Annotated in this window: 26 protein-coding genes; 12 read left to right on the top strand and 14 right to left on the bottom strand. The window is 68.2% G+C overall.

The features are described from left to right. Positions 1-84 precede the first annotated feature (84 nt). From LCL61_RS40375 to LCL61_RS40360, 4 genes are read left to right on the top strand one after another with little or no spacing between them, the layout of a single operon-like run. Positions 85-1,089 (top strand): zinc-dependent alcohol dehydrogenase family protein, encoded by a 1,005-nt coding sequence (locus LCL61_RS40375; RefSeq protein WP_340684602.1) that lies wholly within the window; start codon positions 85-87, stop codon positions 1,087-1,089. Further along, the gene (locus LCL61_RS40370) at positions 1,082-2,422 is read left to right on the top strand and encodes a sugar ABC transporter substrate-binding protein (protein ID WP_340684601.1); all 1,341 of its coding nucleotides are present in this window, start codon (positions 1,082-1,084) and stop codon (positions 2,420-2,422) included. Before LCL61_RS40375 ends, LCL61_RS40370 begins: the two co-directional genes overlap by 8 nt. Further along, positions 2,422-3,357, top strand: a complete 936-nt coding sequence (locus LCL61_RS40365; protein ID WP_038519394.1) for a carbohydrate ABC transporter permease — start codon at positions 2,422-2,424, stop codon at positions 3,355-3,357. The genes LCL61_RS40370 and LCL61_RS40365 overlap by 1 nt, the downstream gene beginning before the upstream one ends. Continuing rightward, complete coding sequence (locus tag LCL61_RS40360) at positions 3,354-4,169, top strand: carbohydrate ABC transporter permease (protein ID WP_340684600.1); 816 nt, start codon at positions 3,354-3,356, stop codon at positions 4,167-4,169. The genes LCL61_RS40365 and LCL61_RS40360 overlap by 4 nt, the downstream gene beginning before the upstream one ends. Positions 4,170-4,271: 102 nt before the next feature. Here the strand turns inward: LCL61_RS40360 and LCL61_RS40355 are convergent, their stop codons facing one another. Then, complete coding sequence (locus LCL61_RS40355) at positions 4,272-4,466, bottom strand: ferredoxin (RefSeq protein ID WP_034304647.1); 195 nt, start codon at positions 4,464-4,466, stop codon at positions 4,272-4,274. A gap of 8 nt (positions 4,467-4,474) precedes the next feature. Then, positions 4,475-5,689: a cytochrome P450 gene (locus LCL61_RS40350; protein ID WP_340684599.1), complete on the bottom strand. Its 1,215-nt coding sequence runs from the start codon at positions 5,687-5,689 to the stop codon at positions 4,475-4,477. A 216-nt stretch (positions 5,690-5,905) separates the two neighbouring features. Here LCL61_RS40350 and LCL61_RS40345 point away from each other — a divergent pair, with 216 nt between their 5' ends. Further along, positions 5,906-6,544: a helix-turn-helix domain-containing protein gene (locus LCL61_RS40345; RefSeq protein ID WP_340684598.1), complete on the top strand. Its 639-nt coding sequence runs from the start codon at positions 5,906-5,908 to the stop codon at positions 6,542-6,544. Positions 6,545-6,988: 444 nt separating this feature from the next. Here LCL61_RS40345 and LCL61_RS40340 read toward each other — a convergent pair whose 3' ends face one another. From LCL61_RS40340 to LCL61_RS40320, 5 genes are read right to left on the bottom strand one after another with little or no spacing between them, the layout of a single operon-like run. Then, positions 6,989-7,855, bottom strand: coding sequence for an aldehyde dehydrogenase family protein (locus LCL61_RS40340; protein WP_340684597.1), 867 nt, complete (start codon positions 7,853-7,855; stop codon positions 6,989-6,991). Further along, positions 7,848-9,281 (bottom strand): aldehyde dehydrogenase family protein, encoded by a 1,434-nt coding sequence (locus LCL61_RS40335; RefSeq protein WP_340684596.1) that lies wholly within the window; start codon positions 9,279-9,281, stop codon positions 7,848-7,850. Before LCL61_RS40335 ends, LCL61_RS40340 begins: the two co-directional genes overlap by 8 nt. A gap of 3 nt (positions 9,282-9,284) precedes the next feature. Next, on the bottom strand, positions 9,285-10,259 hold the full coding sequence (deoC, locus tag LCL61_RS40330) for a deoxyribose-phosphate aldolase (protein WP_340684595.1): 975 nt from the start codon (positions 10,257-10,259) through the stop codon (positions 9,285-9,287). Between the two features lie 19 nt (positions 10,260-10,278). After that, entirely contained in the window at positions 10,279-11,442 is a 1,164-nt protein-coding gene (locus tag LCL61_RS40325; protein ID WP_340684594.1) for a serine hydrolase domain-containing protein, read from the bottom strand. 22 nt (positions 11,443-11,464) lie between these two features. Then, positions 11,465-12,076 (bottom strand): DUF1707 SHOCT-like domain-containing protein, encoded by a 612-nt coding sequence (locus LCL61_RS40320; protein ID WP_340688803.1) that lies wholly within the window; start codon positions 12,074-12,076, stop codon positions 11,465-11,467. A gap of 105 nt (positions 12,077-12,181) precedes the next feature. Between LCL61_RS40320 and LCL61_RS40315 the strand changes: the two genes are divergently transcribed. The 4 genes from LCL61_RS40315 to LCL61_RS40300 are packed head-to-tail and all read left to right on the top strand — an operon-like array spanning position 12,182 to position 15,191. Next, positions 12,182-12,625: a protein-tyrosine phosphatase family protein gene (locus LCL61_RS40315; RefSeq protein WP_340684593.1), complete on the top strand. Its 444-nt coding sequence runs from the start codon at positions 12,182-12,184 to the stop codon at positions 12,623-12,625. Positions 12,626-12,643: 18 nt separating this feature from the next. Continuing rightward, the gene (upp, locus tag LCL61_RS40310; RefSeq protein ID WP_037332384.1) at positions 12,644-13,267 is read left to right on the top strand and encodes a uracil phosphoribosyltransferase; all 624 of its coding nucleotides are present in this window, start codon (positions 12,644-12,646) and stop codon (positions 13,265-13,267) included. A gap of 53 nt (positions 13,268-13,320) precedes the next feature. Further along, on the top strand, positions 13,321-13,914 hold the full coding sequence (locus tag LCL61_RS40305; protein ID WP_340684592.1) for an RNA polymerase sigma factor: 594 nt from the start codon (positions 13,321-13,323) through the stop codon (positions 13,912-13,914). Further along, positions 13,911-15,191 carry a hypothetical protein gene (locus LCL61_RS40300; protein WP_340684591.1) on the top strand — a complete coding sequence of 427 codons (1,281 nt, stop codon included), beginning with the start codon at positions 13,911-13,913 and terminating at the stop codon, positions 15,189-15,191. The genes LCL61_RS40305 and LCL61_RS40300 overlap by 4 nt, the downstream gene beginning before the upstream one ends. Positions 15,192-15,408: 217 nt before the next feature. On the opposite strand, the gene LCL61_RS40295 is transcribed toward LCL61_RS40300, so the two are convergent. Next, positions 15,409-16,002 carry a TetR/AcrR family transcriptional regulator gene (locus LCL61_RS40295; RefSeq protein WP_340684590.1) on the bottom strand — a complete coding sequence of 198 codons (594 nt, stop codon included), beginning with the start codon at positions 16,000-16,002 and terminating at the stop codon, positions 15,409-15,411. An 84-nt stretch (positions 16,003-16,086) separates the two neighbouring features. On the opposite strand from LCL61_RS40295, the gene LCL61_RS40290 reads away from it, so the two are divergent. Genes LCL61_RS40290 through LCL61_RS40280 form a run of 3 tightly spaced genes read left to right on the top strand, consistent with a single transcriptional unit; the run spans position 16,087 to position 18,495 of the window. Beyond that, positions 16,087-16,488, top strand: a complete 402-nt coding sequence (locus tag LCL61_RS40290) for a MerR family transcriptional regulator (RefSeq protein ID WP_340684589.1) — start codon at positions 16,087-16,089, stop codon at positions 16,486-16,488. Then, positions 16,485-17,468, top strand: a complete 984-nt coding sequence (locus tag LCL61_RS40285; protein WP_340684588.1) for an aldo/keto reductase — start codon at positions 16,485-16,487, stop codon at positions 17,466-17,468. Before LCL61_RS40290 ends, LCL61_RS40285 begins: the two co-directional genes overlap by 4 nt. Positions 17,469-17,493: 25 nt before the next feature. After that, positions 17,494-18,495 carry an aldo/keto reductase gene (locus LCL61_RS40280; protein ID WP_340684587.1) on the top strand — a complete coding sequence of 334 codons (1,002 nt, stop codon included), beginning with the start codon at positions 17,494-17,496 and terminating at the stop codon, positions 18,493-18,495. A gap of 57 nt (positions 18,496-18,552) precedes the next feature. On the opposite strand, the gene hisS is transcribed toward LCL61_RS40280, so the two are convergent. The 6 genes from hisS to LCL61_RS40250 all read right to left on the bottom strand — a co-directional run bounded on the left by hisS (position 18,553) and on the right by LCL61_RS40250 (position 23,555). Further along, positions 18,553-19,839: a histidine--tRNA ligase gene (gene hisS, locus LCL61_RS40275; protein ID WP_340684586.1), complete on the bottom strand. Its 1,287-nt coding sequence runs from the start codon at positions 19,837-19,839 to the stop codon at positions 18,553-18,555. 10 nt (positions 19,840-19,849) lie between these two features. Further along, positions 19,850-20,242 (bottom strand): hypothetical protein, encoded by a 393-nt coding sequence (locus LCL61_RS40270; protein WP_340684585.1) that lies wholly within the window; start codon positions 20,240-20,242, stop codon positions 19,850-19,852. Positions 20,243-20,333: 91 nt separating this feature from the next. After that, positions 20,334-21,518 (bottom strand): amidohydrolase family protein, encoded by a 1,185-nt coding sequence (locus tag LCL61_RS40265; RefSeq protein ID WP_340684584.1) that lies wholly within the window; start codon positions 21,516-21,518, stop codon positions 20,334-20,336. Further along, positions 21,515-22,648: an MAB_1171c family putative transporter gene (locus LCL61_RS40260; protein WP_340684583.1), complete on the bottom strand. Its 1,134-nt coding sequence runs from the start codon at positions 22,646-22,648 to the stop codon at positions 21,515-21,517. The genes LCL61_RS40265 and LCL61_RS40260 overlap by 4 nt, the downstream gene beginning before the upstream one ends. Then, positions 22,645-23,166 (bottom strand): hypothetical protein, encoded by a 522-nt coding sequence (locus LCL61_RS40255; RefSeq protein WP_016331300.1) that lies wholly within the window; start codon positions 23,164-23,166, stop codon positions 22,645-22,647. The genes LCL61_RS40260 and LCL61_RS40255 overlap by 4 nt, the downstream gene beginning before the upstream one ends. Continuing rightward, positions 23,163-23,555 (bottom strand): helix-turn-helix transcriptional regulator, encoded by a 393-nt coding sequence (locus LCL61_RS40250; protein ID WP_340684582.1) that lies wholly within the window; start codon positions 23,553-23,555, stop codon positions 23,163-23,165. Before LCL61_RS40250 ends, LCL61_RS40255 begins: the two co-directional genes overlap by 4 nt. Positions 23,556-23,922 lie beyond the last annotated feature (367 nt).

Below are 23,922 nucleotides of genomic sequence, written 5' to 3'. Positions count from 1 at the left end.
CAGGGAAAAGTTCACCATGCCTGAACATGCAGTCCGAAGCATAGGCCCATCCCGCTCATTTGAGCGGAGAGAAGAGGAGCTGGCATGCGTGCCGCGATCGTGGACAAGCCCGGTGAGATCAGGGTCGGCGAGGTGCCCGATCCGAAACCGGGGGATCGCCAGGTCGTCGTCAAGGTGGGTGCCTGCGGGATCTGCGGGACCGACCTCCACATCGCCGACGGGCACTTCCCGCCGACGCCCTATCCGATCGTCCCCGGCCACGAGTTCGCCGGCGAGATCGTCGAACTCGGCGCGGACGTGCCGGGCGGCTGGAAGGTCGGCGACCGGGTGGCCGTCGACCCGTCGCTGTTCTGCGGCTACTGCAAGCCTTGCCGGTCCGGCCGCGGCAACCTCTGCGAGAACTGGAACGCCACCGGCGACACCGTGAACGGCGCTTTCGCCGAGTACGTCGCCGTCCCGTCCGCGAACTGTTACCGCATGCCGGACACGATGACCTGGGAACAGGGTGCCCTCGTCGAGCCGGTCTCCTGCGCGGTCCACGGCGTGCGCCGGATCGGCGTCGAGGCGGGGGAGCGGTTCCTCGTCGTCGGGGCGGGCACTATGGGGCTGATCATGCAGCAGTTGCTGCAGCGCGCGGGCGCCCACGTCACGGTGGTCGACCGCAACACTTCCCGCCTCGGCCGGGCGATGGACCTCGGCGCGGCCGCGGTCGCGGGCGACGTGAAGGACCTGGACGACGAGAAGTTCGATGCCGCCGCGGACTGCACCGGCGCCGCGCCCGCCATCGAAGCCGCTTTCGACTCGCTTCAGCGCGGAGGCCGCCTGCTGGTCTTCGGCGTCGCGCCCGCCGAAGCACGCGTCGCGCTTTCGCCGTTCCGGATCTACAACGACGAGATCACCGTCGTGGGCTCGATGGCCGTCATGAACAGTTTCGGTGCCGCGCTCGACTTGGTCGCCGACGGCGCCGTCGACACCGCCGCGCTGCTCACCGACACCCTGCCGCTGGAGCAGTACCCCGACGCTCTCGCCCTCATGCGCAGCGGCGCCGGCCTGAAGGTGCAGGTCATACCGGGAGGCGAAGGTGCGTAAAGCAGCCGCTCTGCTCGTGGTCCTCCTGCTGACTCTCACCGGGTGCGCCGGTGCGGGCGCGCTCGGGACCGGTGACCGGACGCTCGTCGTCGCGATCGTCGCGAACCCGCAGATGAAGGACGCCATCGAGCTTTCCGGCGAGTTCGAGAAGGCGAATCCCGGCATCAGCCTCAAGTTCGTGTCGCTGCCGGAAAACCAGGCACGCGCGAAGATCACCGCGTCGACGGCCACTGAAGGCGGCGAGTTCGACGTCGTCATGATCAGCAACTACGAGGCGCCGCAGTGGGCCGCGAACGGCTGGCTGGAGAACCTCGGACCGCATATCGCGGCGAACCCCTCCTACGACGCGGACGACTTCATCCCGAGCATCAAGGAATCGTTGTCGCACAACGGATCGCTCTACGCGGTTCCGTTCTACGGCGAGTCGTCGTTCCTGGCTTACCGGAAGGATCTGTTCGAGCAGGCCGGGATCACCATGCCCGCCAAGCCGACGTGGACACAGATCGCCGAGTACGCCGCGAAACTCGACGACAAGGCCAAGGGCATCGCCGGGATCTGCCTGCGTGGCAAGCCGGGCTGGGGGGAGAGCCTCGCGCCGTTCACCACGGTCGCCAACACCTTCGGCGCGCAGTGGTTCGACAAGGACTGGAACGCGAAGCTGACCAGCCCCGAGTTCAAGGCGGCCGCTGAGTTCTACGTGAACCTCGTGCGGAACCACGGCGAGGTCGGCGCGTCGAGCGCGGGCTTCTCCGAATGCGGCACGCGCTACACGCAGGGCCAGGCCGCGATGTGGTACGACGCCACGGTCATGGCGGGGACGAACGAGGATCCGTCGGCCAGCAAGGTCGTCGGGAAGTCCGGCTACGCCCCGGCGCCGGTGGAGAAGACGCAGTCGAGCGGGTGGCTCTACACATGGGCTCTGGCTATCCCCAAGGTCGCCAAAGACAAGGACGCGGCCTTCAAGTTCATGTCCTGGATGACCGACAAGGCGTACGTGCAGCGGGTCGCCCAGGAGTTCGGCGACTGGAACCGCGTCCCGCCGGGTGTGCGGAAATCGACCTACGACATCCCTGAATACCGCGAGGCCGCCAAGGCCTACGCGCAGCCGACGCTGGACGGGATCGCGGACGCCGACCAGCGCAAGGCGATGGCGAATCCGGTGCCTTACCCCGGGATCCAGTTCGTCGGCATCCCCGAGTTCCAGGATCTCGGCACCCGCGTGAGCCAGCAGCTCTCGGCGGCGATCGCGGGCCAGATCACCGTGGACGAAGCACTCGAACAGTCACAGGAGTACGCGCAGACCGTCGGCAAGTCGTATCAGGAGGTGCAGTGATGGCCACGATCTCCGCTCCTGCCCGTCCGGAGCCCGCCCACGCGAAGAAGGCGGCTCCGAAGCGCGGCACCGATACGCCGTTCAAACGACGGCTGCCGCTCCTGCCCGCCCTGCTGTTCGTCGTCGCCGTGACGCAGTTGCCCTTCGTGCTGACGGTGTTCTACTCGTTCCAGTCGTGGAACCTGGTGCGCCCTGGCTCGCGGCATTTCGTCGGGCTGCAAAACTACATTGACGTCTTCGCCGACTCGACGTTCCTCGGGGCGCTGCTGAACACCGTGGTGCTGACGGTCGTGTGCGTGTTCTTTTCGCTGTTGCTCGGCCTCGGGCTGGCGATCCTGCTCGACCGCAAGTTCCTCGGCCGTGGTGTGGTCCGCACCCTGCTGATCACGCCGTTCCTGATCCTGCCCGCGGCGGGCGCGCTGCTGTGGAAGACGACGATGTTCGACCCGACCTACGGGCTGCTGCACTTCGTGTTCGGCACCGACGTCGACTGGCTTTCGGAGTTCCCGCTGGCCGCCGTGATGGCTCAGGTCGTCTGGCAGTGGACGCCGTTCATGATGCTGCTGATCCTGGCCGGGTTGCAGAGTCAGCCGAAGGACGTGCTGGAGGCCGCGTCGGTCGACGGCGCCGGCCGCTGGCGGACGTTCACCGCGATCACGTTGCCGCATCTGAGCCGGTTCCTGCAGCTGGCGACGCTGCTCGGCGCGATCTACATCGTCAACAGCTTCGACGCGATCTTCCTGATGACGCAAGGCGGTCCGGGGACGGCCAGCACGAACCTGCCGTTCTACATCTACCAGCGGGCGTTCCAAGGTTTCGACATCGGGCAGTCGTCCGCGATGGGCGTGATCGTCGTGATCCTGACGATGATCGTCGCGACCTTCGCGCTGCGGCTGATGTTCCGCACGTTTTCGGTCCAGGGAGGCGCGAAATGAAAAGCCGCTTCGGCCCCGGCGCGCTGACGGTCGCGACCTGGGTGATCGCGATCCTGTTCGTATTCCCGCTGCTGTGGATGATCCTCACGGCCTTCAAACAGGAGGCCGACGCCTACACCGATCCGCCGCGACTGTTCTTCAGCCCGACCCTCGACCAGTTCGCGGGCGTGCTCGAACGCGGCTTCCTGCCGTACCTGTCGAACTCGGCGTTCGTGACCGTCGTTTCGACGCTTTTCGTGCTGTTGCTGGGAATCCCGGCGGCGTACGCGCTTTCGCTGGCGCCGGTGAAGGGGACGAGCAACGCGCTCGGCTTCTTCCTGTCGACGAAGATGCTGCCGATCGTGGCGGCGATCATCCCGCTCTACGTGATCTCGCAGAACACCCAGCTGCTGGACAACGTGTGGGCGCTGATCATCCTGTACACCTCGATGAACCTGCCGCTGGCCATCTGGATGATGCGGTCGTTCTTCCTGGAGGTGCCGCACGAGATGATCGAGGCGGGGCGGATCGACGGAGCGACCCTGCCGATCCTGCTGCGGAAGATCATCATGCCGGTGGTCGCGCCCGGGGTGGCCGCGACCGCGCTGATCTGCGTGATCTTCTCGTGGACCGAGTTCTTCTACTCGGTCAACCTCACCGCCGCGCGCGCCGGGACGGTGCCGGTGTTCCTGGTCGGGTTCATCACCAGCGAGGGCCTGTACTGGGCGCAGCTCTCCGCGGCCGCGCTGCTCGCGTCGCTGCCGGTGATGATCGTCGGCTGGATCGCGCAGAACCACCTGGTCCGCGGCCTGTCGATGGGCGCGGTCAAGTAGGGCCTGGGCCGGGGTGGTCGTGAGTGGCGTTTCGGGTTAGAACCCTCATTGCCANGTGCCGTCCGGGTTCAGCCCGAAACGCCACTCACGACGCCCCACGCCTCACGCGAGCGACAATGCCTGCCCCGGGCAAATATGCACGGCGGTGCGGGCGTTCTCTTCCGCCTCTTCGCCTTCGGGCTCGGCGTTCAGGACGAGGACCGTCCCGTCGTCCTCGCTCTGATCGAACAGATCGGGATCGGTGAGCACGCACTGGCCCGCGCCCACACATTTCCCGGTGTCCGCGATGATCTTCATGGCTCCTCCTACCAGGTGACCGGAAGGGCGTGGAGGCCGTAGATCGTCGAATCGTGCTTGAACGGCAGTTCGTCGACCGGAACGGCGATCCGGAGGCCCGGTACTCGCCGGAACAACGTATCGAAGACGATCTGGAGTTCCAACCTCGCCAAGTTCTGGCCGAGGCATTGGTGCACTCCGAATCCGAAGGCGACGTGATGCCGCGCGCCGCGTTCGATGTCGAACGTGTCCGGGTTCTCGAAGCCGTCCGGATCGTGGTTGCCCGCGTTGCTCAGGCCGACGACGCCTTCTCCCGCGCGGATGAGCGTTCCGCCGATCTCGACGTCCGCCGTGGCGAAGCGCGAGGTCGCCGTTTCCGCGATCGTGAAGACCCGCAAGAGTTCCTCGATGGCGGCGAGGGTCTTGCCCGGGTCCGCCTTGATCTTCGCCAGCTGATCGGGATTCTCCAGCAGGGTCACCGTGCCGAGCGAGATCATGTTCGCCGTGGTCTCGTGTCCGGCGATGAGCAGCAGGAACGCCAGGCTGACGAGTTCGGCGTGGTCGGCTTCGCCCGTTTCCCGCTGCTTCAGGATCTGACGGCCGAGGAGGTCGTCCTCGGTGGCGTCCGCTTCCTTCTTGGTGACGAGTTCGTCGAGATAGTTCCGGAGACTCTCGAACGCCGTCTGCCGTTCTTCGGGGCTGACCTCCCGGCTGAGCATCTTGGAACTGCACGCCTGGAAGAAATCGTGGTCCGAATAGGGGACGCCGAGCAGTTCGCAGATCACCAGTGACGGAACCGGCAGGGAAAGCGCCTGGACGAGATCGGCGGGCCGGGGGCCCGCGAGCAGGGCGTCGATATGGTCGTCCACGATCTGCTGGATCCGCGGCTGCAACGCCTTCATGCGTTTGACCGTGAATTCCCCGACGACGTCACGCCGGGCCTGGCTGTGCTCCGGCGGGTCCATCCCGATGAGGGACGGGCGGAACGAATCGTCCTCCGGGCGGACCGGGCGCGCCACCAGCATCGGGAACGACGGATTCCGCCGGTCGGAACTGAAATGCGGACTGCTCAGCATTTCGCGGATGTCTTCCAGCCGGGTGAGCGCCCAAGCCGTCTGCCCGGACGGGAGACCGACCCGGGAAACCGGACTTTTCTCGCGAAGCGTCTCGTATTCGGGAGGGGGCGAAAACGGGCACTTTCGCGCCATCGGCAAGGTCGCGGTGGTTTCCTCGACGTCGGTCATCGGGTTGTCCTTTCCCCAGGTGTCGGGTGGCTCGGGCGATAGCGGACAGGGGACCCCAAAACGTATGCGGATGATTTCATTCCGCTTATGCCACCAAGGTACTCAAGCGGAGGCGGGTCGTCCACTCGCGAAGGGGTGGTTTCCCGGGAAGCGTGAAGGGCGCGCCCTCACGTGCGAGAATCACGGCCCTGAAGGACCCTTCGAGAGGCGAGGATCATGACTGCCGACCCCGAGACCCGCTTGCGCGCCGACGCGCGCCGGAACCGGGATCAGATCCTGGCCGCCGCGAGAGCCATCTTCGCCGCCCAAGGCGCCGAGGTCCCGATGGAGGAGATCGCGCGCTCGGCCGGCGTCGGTGTCGGCACCCTGTACCGGCGGTTCCCGGACCGCGATGCGCTGATCCGGGCGGTCGCCGTCGACAACTTCGACCGGGTCCTGAGGGACGCGAAGGCCGCGAGGGATCAGGAGGCCTCGGACTGGGAGGCGCTGATCCGGCTGCTGCACCAGTCGATGGAGCTACAGCTGAGCATCCAGCTCGCGATGGTGTCGCCCCGGGCGCTGGCGATCCTGAAGAGTGATCCCGCGATCAAGGCCCTGCGTGACGAGTTGCTGCTGGTGATGGACACTTTCGTCCGGGGCGCGCAGGCGGAGGGCAGGCTGCGGACGGACGTCGCCACCGGTGACGTCGCGATCCTGTTCGCGACGTTGCTGCGGCAGATGCCGGGCAAGGGTGAGGAGGTGGCGCGGATGGCGACGAGGCGGTGCATCGGGATCATGATCGACGGCCTGCGGGCCGTCGGCACGCACCAGCCGCTGCCGGGCCGGGCGCTGACCGGGGCCGACCTGGATCCGTGAGTCCGTGAAGGCCTCCTTCCCTACCTTGAGGGTCAGGGTCCCGGCGAAGTCGCCTGAACGCTGGCCGGTGCCGTTCTTGGTGATTCGAACTGGACCTTCCGAAAGGATGACAGAGGCCCTGAACGGACGATGTCCACAAAGGACGCCAGAGGACAAATGAATGTCCGTTTGATGCTTATCTGTACGGTTTTGATCGGGGTCGTGAGCGGTCAGGACGGTTCTAACCGTCCTTATCACTCACGACCCCTTCACAAAACGCCCGAATCGGGCACGTTCACCCCGAAAGCGTCCCCTGCGGACAGTCGAGAAGTGTCAGGCCACCGTGACGGGTCCTTCACTCCCCACTTGGGCAGCGCGAACACGACTTTGCCGGGACCCTGACCCCGAAAGTAGGGAAGGAGGCCTTCACGGACTTCAGGTGTCCAACTGCGCAAACCGGGCGGGTCAGACGCCCAGCGGATGCCAGACGGTCTTCGCCTCCAGGTACCGCCGCAGCCGCGAGATGTCGGCGTCGGCGGTCCAGTCCGGCTCGGTGTCCGGAACGGTCAGGACCCGCTTCACGGTTCCCGCGGCCTCGCGCGCCAGGTCCGCCCGAGCGGACGGCTCGGCGCCGGTCGGGTCGAGGGCGTTGACGTCGCCGTGCGACGCCAGCCACGAGCCCAGCTCCGACGCGCGGCCGGTCAGGATGTTCGCGACCCCGCCGGGCAGGTCGGACGTCGCCAAGACCTCCGAAAGCGTGATCGCGGGCAGCGGCCGGTCCGCGCTGGAGACGACCACCGCGGTCGAGCCGGTCGCCAGCACCGGGGCCAGCACGCTGACCAGGCCCAGCAGCGACGACTCCTGCGGAGCCAGCACTCCCACGACACCGGTCGGCTCCGGCACGGTGAAGGAGAAGTACGGGCCCGCGACCGGGTTGGCCGCGCCGAGCACGGTCGCGATCTTGTCCGTCCAGCCCGCGTACCAGACCCAGCGGTCGATCGAAGCGTCCACAAGGGACTGTGCCTTCTTCGCCGCGACGCCTTCGGACGCCGAAACCTCCGCGACGAACTGTTCGCGGCGGCCTTCCAGCATCTCCGCCACCCGGTACAGCACCTGGCCGCGGTTGTACGCGGTCGCCGCCGACCAGCCGCCGAAAGCCTTGCGGGCGGCGGAAACCGCGTCGCGGACATCCTTGCGGGACGCGTGCGAGGCGTTCGCGAGGAACTTGCCCTTGGTGTCGGTGACCGGGTACACGCGGCCGGATTCCGAGCGCGGGAACTTGCCGCCGATGTAGAGCTTGTAGGTCTTCGCCACCGAAATACGGTCAGACATCGAGGTAGGCCTCCAGTCCGGTGCGTCCGCCTTCGCGGCCGAAACCCGACTCCTGGTAGCCGCCGAACGGCGCGGCGGGATCGAAGCGGTTGAACGTGTTGGCCCAGACGACGCCGGCCCGGAGCTGGTTCGCCATCCAGAGAATGCGCGAACCCTTCTCGGTCCAGATTCCGGCGGAGAGCCCGTACGGCGTGTTGTTCGCCTTGGTGACGGCCTCGTCCGGCGTGCGGAAGGTCAGCACCGAAAGCACCGGCCCGAAGATCTCTTCGCGGGCGATGCGCATCGACTGCTGGACATCGGAGAACACGGTGGGGGCGAAGAAGAAACCGCGTTCCGGCACCGGGCACGGGCTGGTCCAGCGCTGCGCGCCCTCGGCGTCGCCGGACTCCACGAGGCCCTTGATCTTCGCGAGCTGCTCGGCGGAGTTGATCGCGCCGATGTCGGTGTTCTTGTCCAGCGGATCGCCCAGCCGCAGCGTCGAGACGCGGTAACGCAGCTTCTCGAGCAGCTCCTCGGCGATGGACTCCTGCACCAGCAGGCGCGAGCCCGCGCAGCACACGTGGCCCTGGTTGAAGAAGATCCCGTTGACGATCCCCTCGACGGCCTGGTCCAGCGGAGCGTCATCGAAGACGACGTTCGCCGCCTTGCCGCCCAGCTCCAGCGTCAGCTTCTTCGCGGTGCCCGCGATCTGACGCTGGATGGCCTTGCCGACCTCGGTCGATCCGGTGAAGGCGACCTTGTTCACGTCACCGTGGCCCACGAGCGCGGCGCCGATGTCCCCGGCGCCGGGCAGGATGTTCACCACGCCGGGCGGGAGTTCCGCCTGCTGGCAGATCTCCGCGAACACCAGCGCGGTCAGCGGCGTGGTCTCCGCGGGTTTGAGCACCACGGTGTTGCCGGTGGCCAGCGCGGGCGCGATCTTCCACGCCAGCATCAGCAGCGGGAAGTTCCACGGGATGACCTGGCCCGCGACGCCGAGCGGCTTCGGGTTCGGGCCGTAGCCCGCGTAGCCGAGCTTGTCGGCCCAGCCGGCGTGGTAGAAGAAATGCGCGGCGGCCGTCGGCACGTCGGAATCGCGCGATTCCTTGATCGGCTTGCCGTTGTCGAGACTTTCCAGCACGGCCAGTTCCCGCGACCGCTCCTGGATCAGGCGCGCGACACGGAACAGGTATTTGGCGCGTTCAGAGCCCGGCATCTTGGACCAGACGCCGTTGTACGCCTTGCGCGCGGCCTTCACCGCGGTGTCCACATCGGACACCGACGCGGTGCCGACCTCGGCGAGCACCTCTTCGGTGGCCGGGTTGATCGTCTTGAGCGGCTCACCGGAGCCGTCGACGAATTCGCCGTTCACGAACGGCCGGTAATGCGACTTGAGGTTCGCGAGGTCGCGCGATTCGGGCGCGGGCGCGTACTCGAAGATGCCCATGGATCAGTCCACCGTCACGTAGTCGGGACCGCTGTAGTGGCCGTCGGCCTGGGTGCGGCGCTGCAGCAGGAGGTCGTTGAGCAGGCTGGACGCCCCGAACCGGAAGAGATCCGGGTTCAGCCACTGCTCGCCGGCGACCTCGTGCACCGCGACCAGGTACTTGATCGCGTCCTTGGTCGTCCGGATGCCACCGGCCGGTTTGACGCCGCGCAGTTCACCGGTCTGGACGAACCAGTCGCGGACGGCCTGCAGCATCACGTGGGTGACCGGCAGCGTCGCGGCGGGCGAGACCTTGCCGGTGGAGGTCTTGATGAAGTCGCCGCCCGCGAGCAGCGCGAGCCAGGACGCGCGGCGGACGTTGTCGTAGGTGGCGAGCTCACCGGTTTCGAGGATGACCTTGAGGTGAGCGCTGCCACAGGCGGCCTTGATGGCCTGGATCTCCTCGAAGACCTCCAGGTAGCGGCCTTCCAGGAACGCGCCGCGATCGATCACCATGTCGATCTCGGCGGCGCCGGCGTCCACGGCGATCTTGGTGTCGGCCAGCTTGATCTCGCGGCTCGTGCGGCCCGCCGGGAAGCCGGTGGCCACACTCGCGACGTGGATGCCGGTGCCGCGAAGCGCCTCGACAGCCGTCTCGACCATGTCCGGGTACACGCAGACGGCCGCGACCCGCGGGGTGTCCGGGCGTTCCGGGTCCGGCCGCTTGGCCTTGGCCGCGAGCGCGCGGACCTTGCCCTGGGTGTCGGCGCCTTCGAGGGTCGTCAGGTCGACCATCGAAATGGCGGTGTCGATCGCCCAAAGCTTGGCGGCCTTCTTGATGCTGCGCGTGCCGAGTCCGGCCGCCCGCTGCTCGACGCCGACCTGGTCGACACCAGGCAGCCCGTGCAGGAACCGGCGCAGGCTCGCCTCGTCGCGAGTCGCGTCCGCCAGCGGCGACGGGGTGGCCGTCGCCGCTGACGAGCTGGTCGTAGCTGTCATACGGGTGAGTGTAAGCGGCCTACAAGCTGGGCACCGGGGCCTGGGCGACCGCCCTGGTCGAGGGCACGACCGGGGTGCAGAACTCGCTGACCATGGGCAGCTGGCGCTTGAGGTCGGCGTCCGGCGACGCGGTGAGGTCGACAGTGGCCAGCGTCGAGATGTCCTTGCCGGAGTCGTCGTGGAAGCTGAGGGTGTTGAAGCCCGGCAGGTCACCGCCGTGACCCCAGACGACGTGGTCCTCCGCGCAGGCGCCGGCGGTCTTGAGGTTCACCTTCATCAGACCGAGGCCGTACTCCGAGCCGCCGCCCATCGGGACCGTCGTCCTCATCTGCTTCAGCAGGTCCGCGGGCAGCAGGCGGCCGCCGAACAGCGCCTCGAAGAAGCGGTTGAGGTCCTTGCCCGACGACACCATGCCGCCCGCGCCGAAATAGCGCGTGTAGTTGTAGGTGGTGAGGTCCGTGAGGCCGCGCGGCGCGTCGTACAGCTGCTCGTAGCCGCGGGCGGCCGGGCGGATCAGGAACGGGAAGTCGCGGGGGAGCGAGGTGTCGCGCAGGTGCAGCGGCCCGGTGATCCGCTCGGCGAGCGCGCGTTCCAGCGGCTTCCGGGTGGTCTTCTCGACCAGAAGGCCGAGGACGTTGTAGCCGGTGTTCGAGTACGCCCAGCTCGTCCCTGGCTTGAACTGCAGCGGCTGCTTCGTGACGCTCAGGCGGATCATGTCGTCGCTGTCGAAATGCTCGAAGCGTTCGGTGTCGACCTCCGCCGGCGACGACCATGTGTCTTCGGGGAGCAGGTCACGCGGGAGGCCGCTGGTGTGCTGCAGCAGCTGGCGGACGGTGATCGGCTCCGGATACGGCAGCAGCCCTGGCAGGTGCCGCTGAACGGGCTCGTCGAGCCCGACGCGCTTTTCGGCCACGAGCTGAAGGACCAGCGTCGCGACGAACACCTTGGACACACTCGCGATCCGCCAGCGGCCCGACGCGTCGGGCTTGCCGGGACGCTCGATGCTCGCGACGCCGCTGACACCGCGGAAATCGTCGGCGACGGCGACCATACCGGGAATGCCCGCGGCGACCGCCGCGTCCATCGCGGCCTGGCGCGGATCGGTCTTCCCGGCGGCCACCGCCGGGAAGGCGGTGACGGAAAGCATTGCGGCACAAGCGATCGCGACGAAACTTCGGCGCATGTGGTGAACCCCCCAGTTCAGGTCAGGCTTCCAGTTCGGGTACGTCTTTCTTGCGTGGCTTCCGGATGACGGTGACTCCGCCCCAGAATGCCAGGCCGGTGATCTTCACGGTCGGCGCCGTCGGCGGCGCCGCGGGCGTGCCGGCGCGATCTTCCAGCTCGAAGGCGCCCATGAAGCCGATTCCGGTGACGTCCACGTTGATGTCGTCGGGCACGGTGATGTCGATCCCGCCCATGATCGCGACCGCGGTGATCGTCGAGTGCTTCTCGGCGAACCGCGCGTGCCGCAGGTCGAGCTCGGCGCCGCCCCAGAACGCGAAACTGTTGTGCTGCGGCGGGACGACCCAGCTTCCCTTGCGCGACGCGCCGGACATGACGGCGATCGAGGCGCCGGAGCCCGGATGCCCGCCGATGCGGTCGTCGGGCAGGCCCAGGGCGCGCGAGGTCGCCGGCTCGATCGCCGACCGCGAATGCTGCGGCAGATCCGCGGTGACCGGCTTGAGGTCGCCGACGGTCTTGGCCGCGTAGACGGTGGTGAGCCGCTCTTCCAGCTCGTTGATGGTGATGCGCCCTTCGGACATCGCCGCGTGCAGCACCTGCGCGACCTGTTCGCGATCGGCGTCGGAGATGCGCATCTGTTCGGGGCCCGGCAGGGCCGGTTCTTCACTCACCTGGAGGAGCCTAGCGCCGACGAGAGGGCCAAGCGTCCATCTTCTGGTCGACAGTGGCATCCTCCCGTGATGGGGAACTCACTACCCGGCGCCGTCGAGCTGCCGGACGGAATCAGGGTGCGCGGACGAGGCCTGGGTCGTCCCTGGCCAGACGGGCCCTCACCGGATTTCGGACTGTATTTGGGCGGCGCGAAGCTGCGCCGGAAGCACGATCACAAAATGGACTGGGAGCGGGCGTGGATCCGCTGGCCCGACTTCCTGCTGCCGACGGACTGGGCGGACGCGCGGCGCCGGATCGTCGACCTGCACGCCAGGGCGGCGGCGGGCGAAGGCGTCGAGGTCGCCTGTTACGGCGGAGTCGGGCGGACCGGCACGGTGCTGTCCTGTCTCGCCACCCTTTCCGGGCTGAGCGCCGACGAGGCGGTGGCATGGGCGCGGGCCAACCACGACAAGCGTTCGGTGGAGACGCCCTGGCAGCGCCGCTGGGTCGGCTGGTTCGCGCGGCAGGCGTGACGGGCTAAATTGACCGGCATGGATGTGCACGTCGTTGATCACCCGCTGGCCAAGGCCAGGCTCTCCACCATGCGCGACGCGCGCACCGACAGCGCCGCCTTCCGCGCGGCGCTGCACGAACTGACCGTCATGCTGGTCTACGAAGCCACCCGCGACATGCCCGTGCGGATCGAGCGGATCCACACGCCGGTGGCGCGCACCGACGGTTACGCGCTGGCGAGCCCGCCGCTGCTCGTACCGGTGCTGCGGGCCGGGCTCGGGATGGCGGACCAGGCGCACAAGCTGATCCCGGACGCCCAAATGGGTTTCGTCGGCCTCGCCCGCGACGAAGAGACGCTCAAGCCGACGCCGTATCTCGAGTCGCTGCCCGAATCGCTCGCCGACCGGCCGGTGATGGTGCTCGACCCGATGCTCGCGACCGGCGGCTCGATGGAGTACACGATCCGGTTGCTCACCGACCGGGGCGCCACCGACGTCACCGCGATCTGCGCGCTCGCCGCGCCCGAGGGCATCGAGCACCTGGAGAAGACCGGGCTGCCGCTGCGGGTGGTGACCGCGAGCATCGACGAGCGGCTGAACGACTCCGGGTTCATCGTGCCCGGCCTCGGGGATGCGGGGGACCGGCAGTACGGGGCCGTCTGACCGGTTCGCAACAACTCCGCCGTTGCCGGTCACTGACAGGTGTGACCAGAATAGTGACCGGAACGGTGGGGGTGCCGGTGGACTCGTGCGAACCTCCTCCCGACAGGAGCGACACGGAGCTTTGGCGGGCGGCCGCGGGCGGTGATCACCCGGCGTTCACCGAGCTGTTCGAACGGCATGTCCAGTCGGTGTGGAACCACGCCTACCGGCTCACCGGGTCGTGGGCGTCGGCCGAAGACCTGACGTCGACGACGTTTCTCACCGCCTGGCGGCGCCGGGCGGACATCACGCTCATCCGCGACAGCGCGCTGCCCTGGCTGTACACCGTCGCGGGGAACCTCGCTCGCAGCGAACACCGCAGCACCGGCCGGCGGCTCCGGCTCGTCCGGCGGCTGCCGGAGCCCCGGTCGGTGTCCGACCACGCCGACACCGTCGTCGACCAGCTCGACGGCGAAGACCGCCTCCGGCAGGTGCTCGCCTTGGTCGCGAAGCTGCCGAAATCGCAGCGGCAAGCCGTCGAACTCTGCCTGCTCGGAGATCTCTCCTTCGCCGACGCCGCCGAACTGCTCGGTGTCGCCGAGGTGACCGTTCGCGCCCACATCTCGCGGGCCCGTACGCAGCTGCGGGCCGCCCTGGAGGAGAAATGACCGACGACCTCGGCCTGCCCGGCAGGCGCGAACTCCCTCCGGAAGTGCTCGACAACCTGCGGATGTCCCTGCGGGAGGGCATGGGAAAACCCGAGCGGCGGCGATGGCCGATCGCCGTCGCCGCGGCCGCCGTGGTCCTGGTCCTCGCGGGCGCTCTGGTCACGACCGTGCTCATCCGGGAGCCGGACAGGCAGGGGCCCGTCGTCGCGAACCCTGACTTCTCCCTCGACCGGCCGAAGGCCGCGGAGGCGATGAACCGGTGCTGGGCGGCGATCGAGAAGAAGGGCAGGACGGCGGACTTCCCCGCCCGTGACGAGTGGGTGCCGCAGTTCACCACCACTCCCACCTGGACGTCCATCACGGTCGTCGCGGTGCGTGCGGGCGACAAGACCTTCTTCTGTGAAACCACGTCGATCACGGTGACTGTCTCCGATCCGAACGCCTCGCCGCCCTACGCCGCCGGGACCAGGACCGCCGCACTGCTGATGACTCGCGCCGGGACGGTCGCGGGGGTGGCCGACCCCGGCTGGGACAAGATGGAGCTCTTCGGCCGGACCGCCGACTCGACGGCCTCGTCCGAGGTGCGTCTCTTCCGGAACGGGAACCTGTTCGTGGAGGTCGCGCGATCTAAGCCTTCGACGACCACGTACTCGGTCGGGCCGTACACCGGGGAGTCGGACGACGCCCTCACCGACGCGCCGCACGTCCTCCCGCCCGCGCCCGAGCCGGTCGTGACGGAGATCGATCGCGTCCCACCGGCGGTGCCGATCCGGGACACGCCGGCGGGGGAGTTCTTCAAGACTTGTGTCGCCGGAGCGTCCGAACCGCTGCCGGACGAAGACGCGTACGAGCTCGGCACACTGCTCGAAGGCGACGATGTCAAGGTGGTGACCGCGCGGCTCGGCGACAGGGTCGCGGTCTGCCAAGGCGGGCTTGGCTACCGCGACGGAACGAGCGAGTACTACCGCGTCTTCGAGGACCTGACAGCCGAGCGGCCACCGGTGCGCAAACTGTCGACCGAAACGCTCGGCGCCGCCGAGCAGGGTGGGACAGGCAACGCGCAAACCCCGTTCATCGGGGTCGTGCCGCGGACCGCGACCACGGTGAAACTCGATTTCGGGGCGGGCAAGAAGGTCGACGCGGCGGTCACCGAAGGGACTTTCGCGGTCTGGCGACCTGAGCTTCCCGGAGCCATGGACCCGAACGCGCAGGTGGGCGTCGTCGTCCTCGATGCCGCAGGGAAGACGCTCCATGAGGGCACCCTCGCGCTCTACTGAGTACCCGGATCGCGTTTAGCCCGCTAAACGCGATCCGGGGCTGGGGCGCGTTATGAGGAAGTACCTGAAGGACCTTCATGTACTTGCCGGATCGGCGAGGTAGTGAAGGCCTCCTTCCCTACTCTGAAGGTAGGCAAGGAGGCCTTCACGGACTTGCGCGCCCGGCACACCCCAGTCCCGAAGTCCGCCGGATCGCGTTTAGCCCGCTGAACGCAGGTCACCGGCGCAGCCAGCCCGTGGCGTTCACCCGCAGCGCGGTCTCGTAAGCCGTGCTCACGGTGTACTGCTCCGGAAGGTTCCCGTTCAGCTCCAGCGACACGAGCCCGTGCACGAACCCCCAGCACGCCACCGTGACGACCTCGGGCGGCACGTCGAGGAAGACGCCGTCGGCGACGGCCTTGCGGATCGTTCCCTCCAGCGGCGCCATCGTGGCGCGAGCCTGCTCGGACGTCTCCTCCGCCGGTTCGAAACCCGGCACCGACTTCGTGAACATGATCGCGTAGAGATGCGGGTCGGCCAGCGCGCTTTCCCGGTACGCGACGCCGAGCCGCACCAGATCCTCGACCGGGTCACCGCTCAGCGTGACCCCGGACATCCGGCGGCCGAAGCGGCGGAAGCCCTCGGTGAAGAGAGCGCTGACGAGGTCCGTCTTCCCGCCGAAGAGCGAATAGACCGCGGTGGTGGACGTGCCGACGTCGGCGGCCAGTTTGCGGAGGCTCAGCGCCTTGGGACCGTCGGCCGAGATGAGTTCACCGGCGCGGTCCAGCAGTTTCAGCCGGAGGTTCTCGTCGTGCGTCCTGGGGCGGGGCATGCGCAGAGGGTATCGCAACGCTGTTATCAATCGCTCGGATTCGGAGTTGACCTGGAGCGCACTCCAGGTCGTAGTGTCGTTCGCATGAGCTACTCGATAGCGGAAGCCGCGCGACGTAGCGGACTGTCCATCGACACTCTCCGGTACTACGAGCGCATCAAACTCGTCGAGCCCCCGGCGCGGGACGCCGCGGGCCGCCGCGCCTACAGCGACGACGACCTCGGGTGGCTGGGGTTCCTGACCAAGCTCCGCCTGACCGGCATGCCCATCAAGCGGATGCGGGAGTACGCCTCCCTGCGCCACCACGGGGCGGCGAGCGCGGGAAGGCGCAAGGCGATCCTCGTCGACCAGCGTAAATCGGTCGCCGACCGGATCGCCGAGTTGCAGACCTGCCTCGACATCCTCGACTACAAGATCGACCACTACGACCAGGTGGAGCGGAAGGTGCTCGGCACCGGAGCCACCGTGGAGGGAATTTCAGCGTGATCAGCACCAGGAGGCTCGGCGGTCTGGAGGTCGGGGCGCAGGGGCTCGGCTGCATGGGGATGAGCCAGGCCTACGGCGTCCGCGACGACGACACGGAGTCGATCGCCACCGTCCACCGCGCGCTCGAGCTGGGCGTGACCCTGATCGACACCGCGAACGTCTACGGCGCCGGAGCGAACGAAGAGCTGGTCGGCCGGGCGATCGCAGGCAAGCGGGACCAGGTCGTGCTGGCGACCAAGTTCGGCATCGTATGGGATCAGGACGGCGGCATGTCCGCTCGCGGCGACGCGGCGTACGTCAAGCAGAGCTGCGAAGAGTCCCTTCGCCGGCTGAACGTCGACCACATCGACCTCTACTACCAGCACCGTGTCGACCCGAATACGCCGGTCGAGGAGACCTGGGGTGCGCTCGCGGAGCTGGTGAGCGAGGGGAAGATCCGATTCGCCGGGATCTCCGAGGCCAGTGCCGAGACGATCCGTCGCGCGCACGCCGTCCACCCGGTGACCGCGCTGCAGAGCGAGTGGTCCCTCTGGACCCGCGGCATCGAAGGCGAGATCCTCTCGACCGTTCGCGAGCTGGGCATCGGCGTCGTGCCGTTCTCGCCGCTCGGCCGCGGTTTCCTCACCGGCAGCGTGACGTCGGTGAAGGACCTTCCGGCGGACGACCTGCGGCGCGGGCTGCCCCGGTTCGCCGAGGGCAATTTCGAGCGCAACATGGCGATCGTCGAGGCGCTGCGCGCGCTGGCCGAGCAGAAGGGCGTCACCGCCGGTCAGCTGGCGCTCGCGTGGGTCCAGGCCCAAGGCGACGACGTCGTGCCGATCCCTGGCACCAAGCGGCGCAAGTACCTCGAAGAGAACACCGCCGCCGCGGAGCTGGAACTGTCCGAAGCGGACATAGAGGCCATCGAAAAGGCCGCGCCCGTCGAGGCGATCGCCGGTGAGCGTTACCCGGAGCGGCTCGCCCGCGCCGCCGGCAAGTAAAACCGGAAGAATTGCGAGAGAAATCATGACGGGTTCCACCCTGCCCACCCGCAGGCTCGGCACGCTGGAAGTCGGCGCGCAGGGGCTCGGCTGCATGGGCATGAGCGAGTTCTACGGCCAAGGGGACGACACCGAATCGATCGCGACGATCCACCGCGCGATCGAACTGGGAGTCACCCTGATCGACACGGCCGACATGTACGGCTTCGGCCGCAACGAGGAACTGGTCGGCCGCGCCCTGACGGGCAAACGGGACCAGGTCGTGCTGGCGACCAAGTTCGGCATCGTGCGCGACGAGGAAGATCCCTCGAAGCGGGGGATCCGGGGGGACGAATTCTATGTGCGGCAACAGGTCGAGGCTTCGCTGCGCAGGCTGAACGTCGATCACATCGACCTCTATTACCAGCACCGCGTCGATCCGAACGTGCCGATCGAGGAGACCGCGGGTGCGCTGTCCTCGCTGGTAGAGCAGGGGAAGATCCGGCACATCGGGTTGTCCGAGGCCGGCCCGGAGACGATCCGCCGGGCACACGCCGTGCATCCGGTGACGGCCGTGCAGACCGAGTGGTCGCTGTGGTCGCGCGACATCGAGAACGAGGTCGTCCCGGCCTGCCGGGAGCTCGGCATCGGACTGGTGCCGTATTCCCCGCTGGGCCGCGGTTTCCTCACCGGGCGCTTCAAGTCCAAAGAGGACTTCGCGGACGGCGACTTCCGCCAGACGACCCAGCCGCGGTTCGCCGAAGGCAACCTGGAGCGGAACCTGGCGATCGTCGAGGCGCTGCGCGCGCTGGCCGAGCAGAAGGGCGTCACCGCCGGTCAGCTGGCGCTGGCCTGGGTGCAGGCCCAAGGCGACGACGTCGTGCCGATCCCGGGCACCAAACGCCGCAAGTACCTCGAAGAGAACGTGGCGTCCGTCGGCCTGAAGCTGACCGCCGAAGACGTGGCGGCGATCGAGGAGGCGGTCCCCGCCGACGCGGTCGCGGGGGAGCGCTACCCCGAGGCGTCCATGCGGATGCTGTCCCGCTGAACACGACAAAGGCCGGCGCCCCGATCAAGGGCGCCGGCCTTTGTTGTCAGAGCGTCGTCAGAGCAGAGAAGTGACCGCGTCGACCACGCCGTCGACGGCCACCGTCTGCTGCTCGCGGGTCGCGAGACCGCGCACCGTCACGTTCCCGGCGTCCCAGTCTTCCTGGCCGACGATCACCACGCCCCGCGCCCCGGCCTTGTCCGCGCGGGTGAGCTCCTTGCCCAGCTTGCGGAGTTCGACGGGCGTGGACGTGCGCAGTCCGGCCTTCCGAAGCCGTCCCGCGACCTCGCGCGAGGCGTCGGTGAGTTCTTCGGTCACCGGGATCACCACGACGTCGACCTCGCTGCGCGGCTTCGGGGTGAGGCCGTGCGTGTCGAGGAAGTCGATCAGCGTGACGTCGCCCATGCCGAAGCCGATCCCGGGGATCTGCTGCGACGTGAACAGCGACGCCAGGTCGCTGTACCGGCCGCCGCCGAAGAGGGCGCGACGGTTCTCCGGAGAGGTGTCGAAGACCTCGAACACGGTCGACGTGTAGTACGCGAGCCCGCGCACGATCATCGGGTCGAACGTGATCAGGTCCGCGGCGCCGCTGTTCAGCACCTTGACCAGGTTCGAGTTCTCCTTGACCTGGTCCGGCAGCTCGTCGAGCAGGGCCGCGCCGGAGGTCAGGATCTCGGTCAGCTTCTCGAACTGCTTGTCGGTCAGGCCGATCTCGCTCGCGGTGTCGCTCAGCTTCGTCCGGTCCGACTTCTCCCAGCGGTCCACCAGGGTGAACACCTGCGGCAGCTGTTCCGCGGTCACGCCGACGATGTCGGTGAGCGCCGAAGAGAGCAGGTTCCGGTCGTTGGCCCGCACCTGGAACATGTCCGGGGTCGCGCCGAGCGCGCTCATCATGTCGTGGACGAGCTCGAAGATCTCGATCTCGCAGTTCGCGCTGTCCGAACCGAAGATGTCCGCGTTGATCTGCCAGTGCTCACGGACCCGGCCACGCTGCGGCCGCTCGTAGCGGTGGCAGTTCGGGTGGCTGTACCAGCGCACCGGGAACTGCAGTGCTTTGGCGTTGCCCGCGATCATCCTGGCGACCGACGGCGTCATCTCCGGGCGCAGCGCCAGCCGCTCGCCGCCCTTGGTGGTCAGCGTGTACAGCTGCTGGTCCGCGATCTCCTGCCCGGATTTCCGCTCGTAGATCTCGGCGGGTTCGAGGATCGGCCCGTCGTAGCGGAGGAAACCGCGCAGTTCGAGCACGTCGTAGAGATGGCCGAACACCTGCGTCCGGACGGACATCTCGGCGGGCAGGAAGTCGCGGGTCCCCTTGGCGGGGGCTGTCGGCAGGTATTCAGGCACGTCAACCAGCTTAACCAGCGAAGGCCACGCCGTACGCGGTGGTCAGGATCGCCGCCCCGAGCAGCACCGCCCCGGCACTGGTGACCCGCCCGCCGAGCTTGCCCTTGCCCGGTGCCAGGTGCAGGAAGAAGCCGCCGGACTGGGCGAGCACGCCGAACAGCAGCAGGAAGCAGACGACCCACAGCGCGGCGGCCGGGAGCCCGGTCTGCCCGAGGATCTGCAGCGCGACCAGCGCGAGAACCAGCAGGACACCGGCGTGCGCGTGGCCGGCGCGGAACATCCCGCGCTGGTGTTCGGTCAGCTTCTTCTCGCGCAGGACACCCATCAGCGCGTAACCGCCGTACATCACCGTCGGCAGCGAGACGAGCGCGATGACGGTGAAGAGCCTGATCGGGCCTTCCATGGTGGTTCCTTTCGCGGCGGGTGGGGAGCGACGACAACGATAACACCGTTTTAAAACAGTGTCACCAAAGCTGGCGTCCCACTTTCGGGAGTCAGGCTCGGATGCCCCGCGAAAGGACCAGGCGAACGTTCCGGAGCGCGGAAAGATCGGCGAGCGGATCGCCGTCGACCGCCAGGACGTCGGCGCTCAGACCGGGCGCGAGCCGTCCGGTGACGTCGCCGAGGCCGAGCCCGGCGGCGGAGTCCTCGGTCGCGATTTCGAGGATCCGGCGCCTGCCGAAACCGAGCCATTCGTAGAGTTCGAGGGCGCCGACGGGATCGTCGAAGACCGAACCGGGCAGCCCGGCGTCCGTCCCCGACAGCAGCGGGACACCCAGCTCCTCCAGCCAGGACAGCCGTCCGTAGACGGTCCTCGCGAGCTCCTCGCCCATGCGCTCGGCCAGCATCCGCCAGTTGCGGCTGCTCGTCGAACACGCCGCGATACCCTCGGCCGCCATGCGCTTGGCGACGCCTTCGCGCCTGTCCTGACGCTGGGGCCCGGTCATCCACGTGCAATGCTCGATCGTCCGGACACCCGCTTCGACCGATGCCTCGATCGCGTCGGAGCCGTGGGCGTGCGCCGCGACCGGGAGCCCGTGGCGCGCCGCGTGCTCGACGATCAGGCGCAGCGTCCGGACGTCGAACTGGGACTCCCACATGTCCGCGCCGCCCTCGGTGATCTGGCCGCCGCTGGCCATCACCTTGATCACGTCCGCGCCGGCGGCCGCGTTGGCGTCGATCAGGGCCCGGATCGCGTCGTCGTCCGCGACCTCGCCGCCGAAGAAATGGCAATGTCCTTTGAGGACGGTCAGAGGTGACCCCGCGGTCAGCAGGCGCGGAGCGGCGGCGCCTTCGGCGTCGAGTTCCGCCCGGACCCGCGCGCCCAGCGCGTCGCGATCGCCGAGATCCCGCACCGTCGTGACGCCGCTGCGCAGCAGCTGTCCCAAGCGTTCCTTGGCGCCTGCGCGCAGCGCTTCGTCTTCGCTCGCCAGGAAGTTCGGCAACATCTCGCGGGAGGCGTCGAACGCCAGGTGCACGTGGGCGTTGAACAGGCCGGGCAGCAGCGTCGCTTCGGGGAAGCCGAGCCTTTCGGCGTCCGGCGACGCCTGTGCCACGACCTCGGCTCGAGGGCCCGCCGCGAGAATCCGGCCGCCCTCCACGAGCACGGCGCCGTCCTCGACCGGTGTGCTCGGACGCGGCAGGACGCGGCCGGCCGTCAGCAGCAGTTGTGCGGTCATGCTTCGCTCCTGGAGACGGCGGCGGACAGGGCGAGCAGGGGGCGCACGTCGGATTCGATGTCGGAGGCGCCGCCCGGGAGCACGAGCTTCGCCCGCCCGTCGGTCTCCTCGCCCGCGGTCTGCCTGGCGATCGCCGTCTTCAGCGCTTCCGCCGCCGCCCGCGGGTCGTCGGCGGCGAGCGCGGTGAGGTCGGTTTCCAGATAGGGGCTCAGCTGTACGAGCCCGTCCCGGATCTCGATCACGCGGCGGTAGTACCGGCGGTGGACCGTGCGCGGGCGCCACCGCTCCCACCTGCCCTGCGGCGTGGTCCGGAGCACGATGTTCGGGTAGATCCCGGCCAGTGCGGTCCACAACGGGGTGAGCTCGTCGTGGTGGCGCCGGTGCTGGCGGCGGCGCCGCAGCGCGGCGAACCGCGCGCGGACGCCGGGATAGGTGATCCCGGCGAGGAAGAGCGCGATCCCGAGGATCACCAGCGGGACGGCGACGGTGAGCAGAAGCGGGACCGACGGTCCGAACGCCCACGCGATCACGATGTAGAGCGCGCGGAACACACTGCCGACGGAAAGGCAGATCAGCCCGGCGGCGCTGAGTTTCAGCCCGGTCTTCAGATGGCGGTCCGCGGTGCGGATGTAGCGGAAGATCCACCAGGCGCACGCGGCGAGGCCGTAGATCAGGTAGATCCCGGCGCCGAGGTAGAACAGCGCCACCCCGGGCACGTGCACGAGCTTCGGGCTCAGCGCGAGCCCGCGTACCTCCGGCGGGGTGAGGGCCATCGCGACCAGCATGAGCGCGATCGCGCCGGACAGCGGGACGAGCTCGAACAGGACGCGCCGTGGCCTGCGCGGGCCCAGCGCGGAGCCGAGGAAAACGATCAACAGCGCGCATACCCCGATGGCGAGCATGATGTTGTTGACCAGGCGCCCCGTGCCCTTGCCGGTCAGGCCGTCGAGCCAGCCGGAGATGACCTTCTGCTGGGCGAGGAAGGATCCGGCGACGCAGACGATCGTGATGGTGATCGCCCAGTTCGGCAGCAGCCGGGGCGCCCGGTATGTCTGGTAGATCCGCCAGGCGAGCGCGGTCGCGAACAGCACCATCGCCACGACGTTGAGAGGAGAGAACAGCGAGTTCACAGCCACCCTTGATGGTCGCCCAGCGCGCCTTGGACGCGGCGGACGTCATCGTCGTCGGCGCGACGGGGAATCGTGTAGTTCAAGACCGACGCCCATTCGAGGATGATGGTCGCCACGGTCTCGGCTTCCCATTCGTGCGCCTCATCGTAGGAGGTGCGGCGTAAAGCGCGGTGTACCGCGTCGCCGTCGAGCCCGGGGGCGGGGCCGCGCAGGAAGTCGGCGGGTTCGGCGTCGCCGCCGGGATGGTGATCGGCGAGCATATGCCCGAGTTCGTGCAGGATGATGTGATCCTGGTGGGACTTCGTGGTCTCTTGCTGGAAGAAGATGTAGTCCGCCGAACCGGTGGCTATCCAGCAGCCGAACGGACCGGGTACCTCCAGCGGATACGGCATCAGCCGGATCGGCCTGCCACGCTGTTCGCCGAGCCGCTCGCAGAGCACGCCGACGTCGAGCGGTGGCTCGATGTCGAGCTTGTTCAGCATCTTGCGGCAGCGTTTGCGGAGCTCCCGTTCCTTCATCGGCTTTCGTCCGGCTGGTCGCGCTCGGCCCGTTCGTATCGCTCGACGAGCTCCAGCAGGTCCATGACCTGGCGACGGCCTTGCGGGGAAAGCTCCTGCGCGCGCATGGCCATGAGCTTCGCCTCTCCGACGGGCTGCGGTTCCTGGTCTTCGAAGAAGTAGGTGATCGGAACCCCGAACAGCTTCGCCAGCGCCTCGACGTAGTGGATCTTCGGGTTGACGCGCTTGCCCGTGGCGAGCTGCTGGAGGTACGCGGGCGACATGGTGGGCCCGCCGGCGCGATCGATCGCCGCGGACAGCTCGCGATAGCTGTGCGGGGCGCCTTCGTGTGCGCGTGCCGAATCGATCAGCGCGCTCAGTTTCTGGGCGAAGGTCTGGTACGGCGACATGACCCCCCATCCGTTCACTGGTCCCGTTCCGTAGTGGGAGTGTAACGCGATACAGCCTGTCCGCAGCTGTTGACAGCGCCTGTATGCAGTGGTTTACAGTTGTCAAGCGGTTTCGTGCCGTGTCCGGTCTCTCACTCCGGAATCCGTGCCCTGGGGGTGTACGGACGCCGGAGTGAGAGCCGTTTTTCCCGGTGGGTGCACAAGATCGTGCCGGATGTAGTACGCTGAGGCAGCCAAGGTTGATCGCCGTCACGGCGAACCCTTGGTCTCGGCCTGTTGCCGGAGGTCGACCCCCAGGGCTTCCGGTGACAGGCCCCTTTATTTTCTCCCGCGTTTCGTCCTCTGAATGCGGTCGTTCGTATGGCCA

It is taken from the genome of Amycolatopsis coloradensis, from assembly GCF_037997115.1.
GTDB classification, from domain to species: Bacteria; Actinomycetota; Actinomycetes; order Mycobacteriales; family Pseudonocardiaceae; genus Amycolatopsis; species Amycolatopsis coloradensis_A.
Note: the sequence above shows the minus strand (reverse complement) of the source record. Positions and strands in the feature narration are given on the sequence as shown.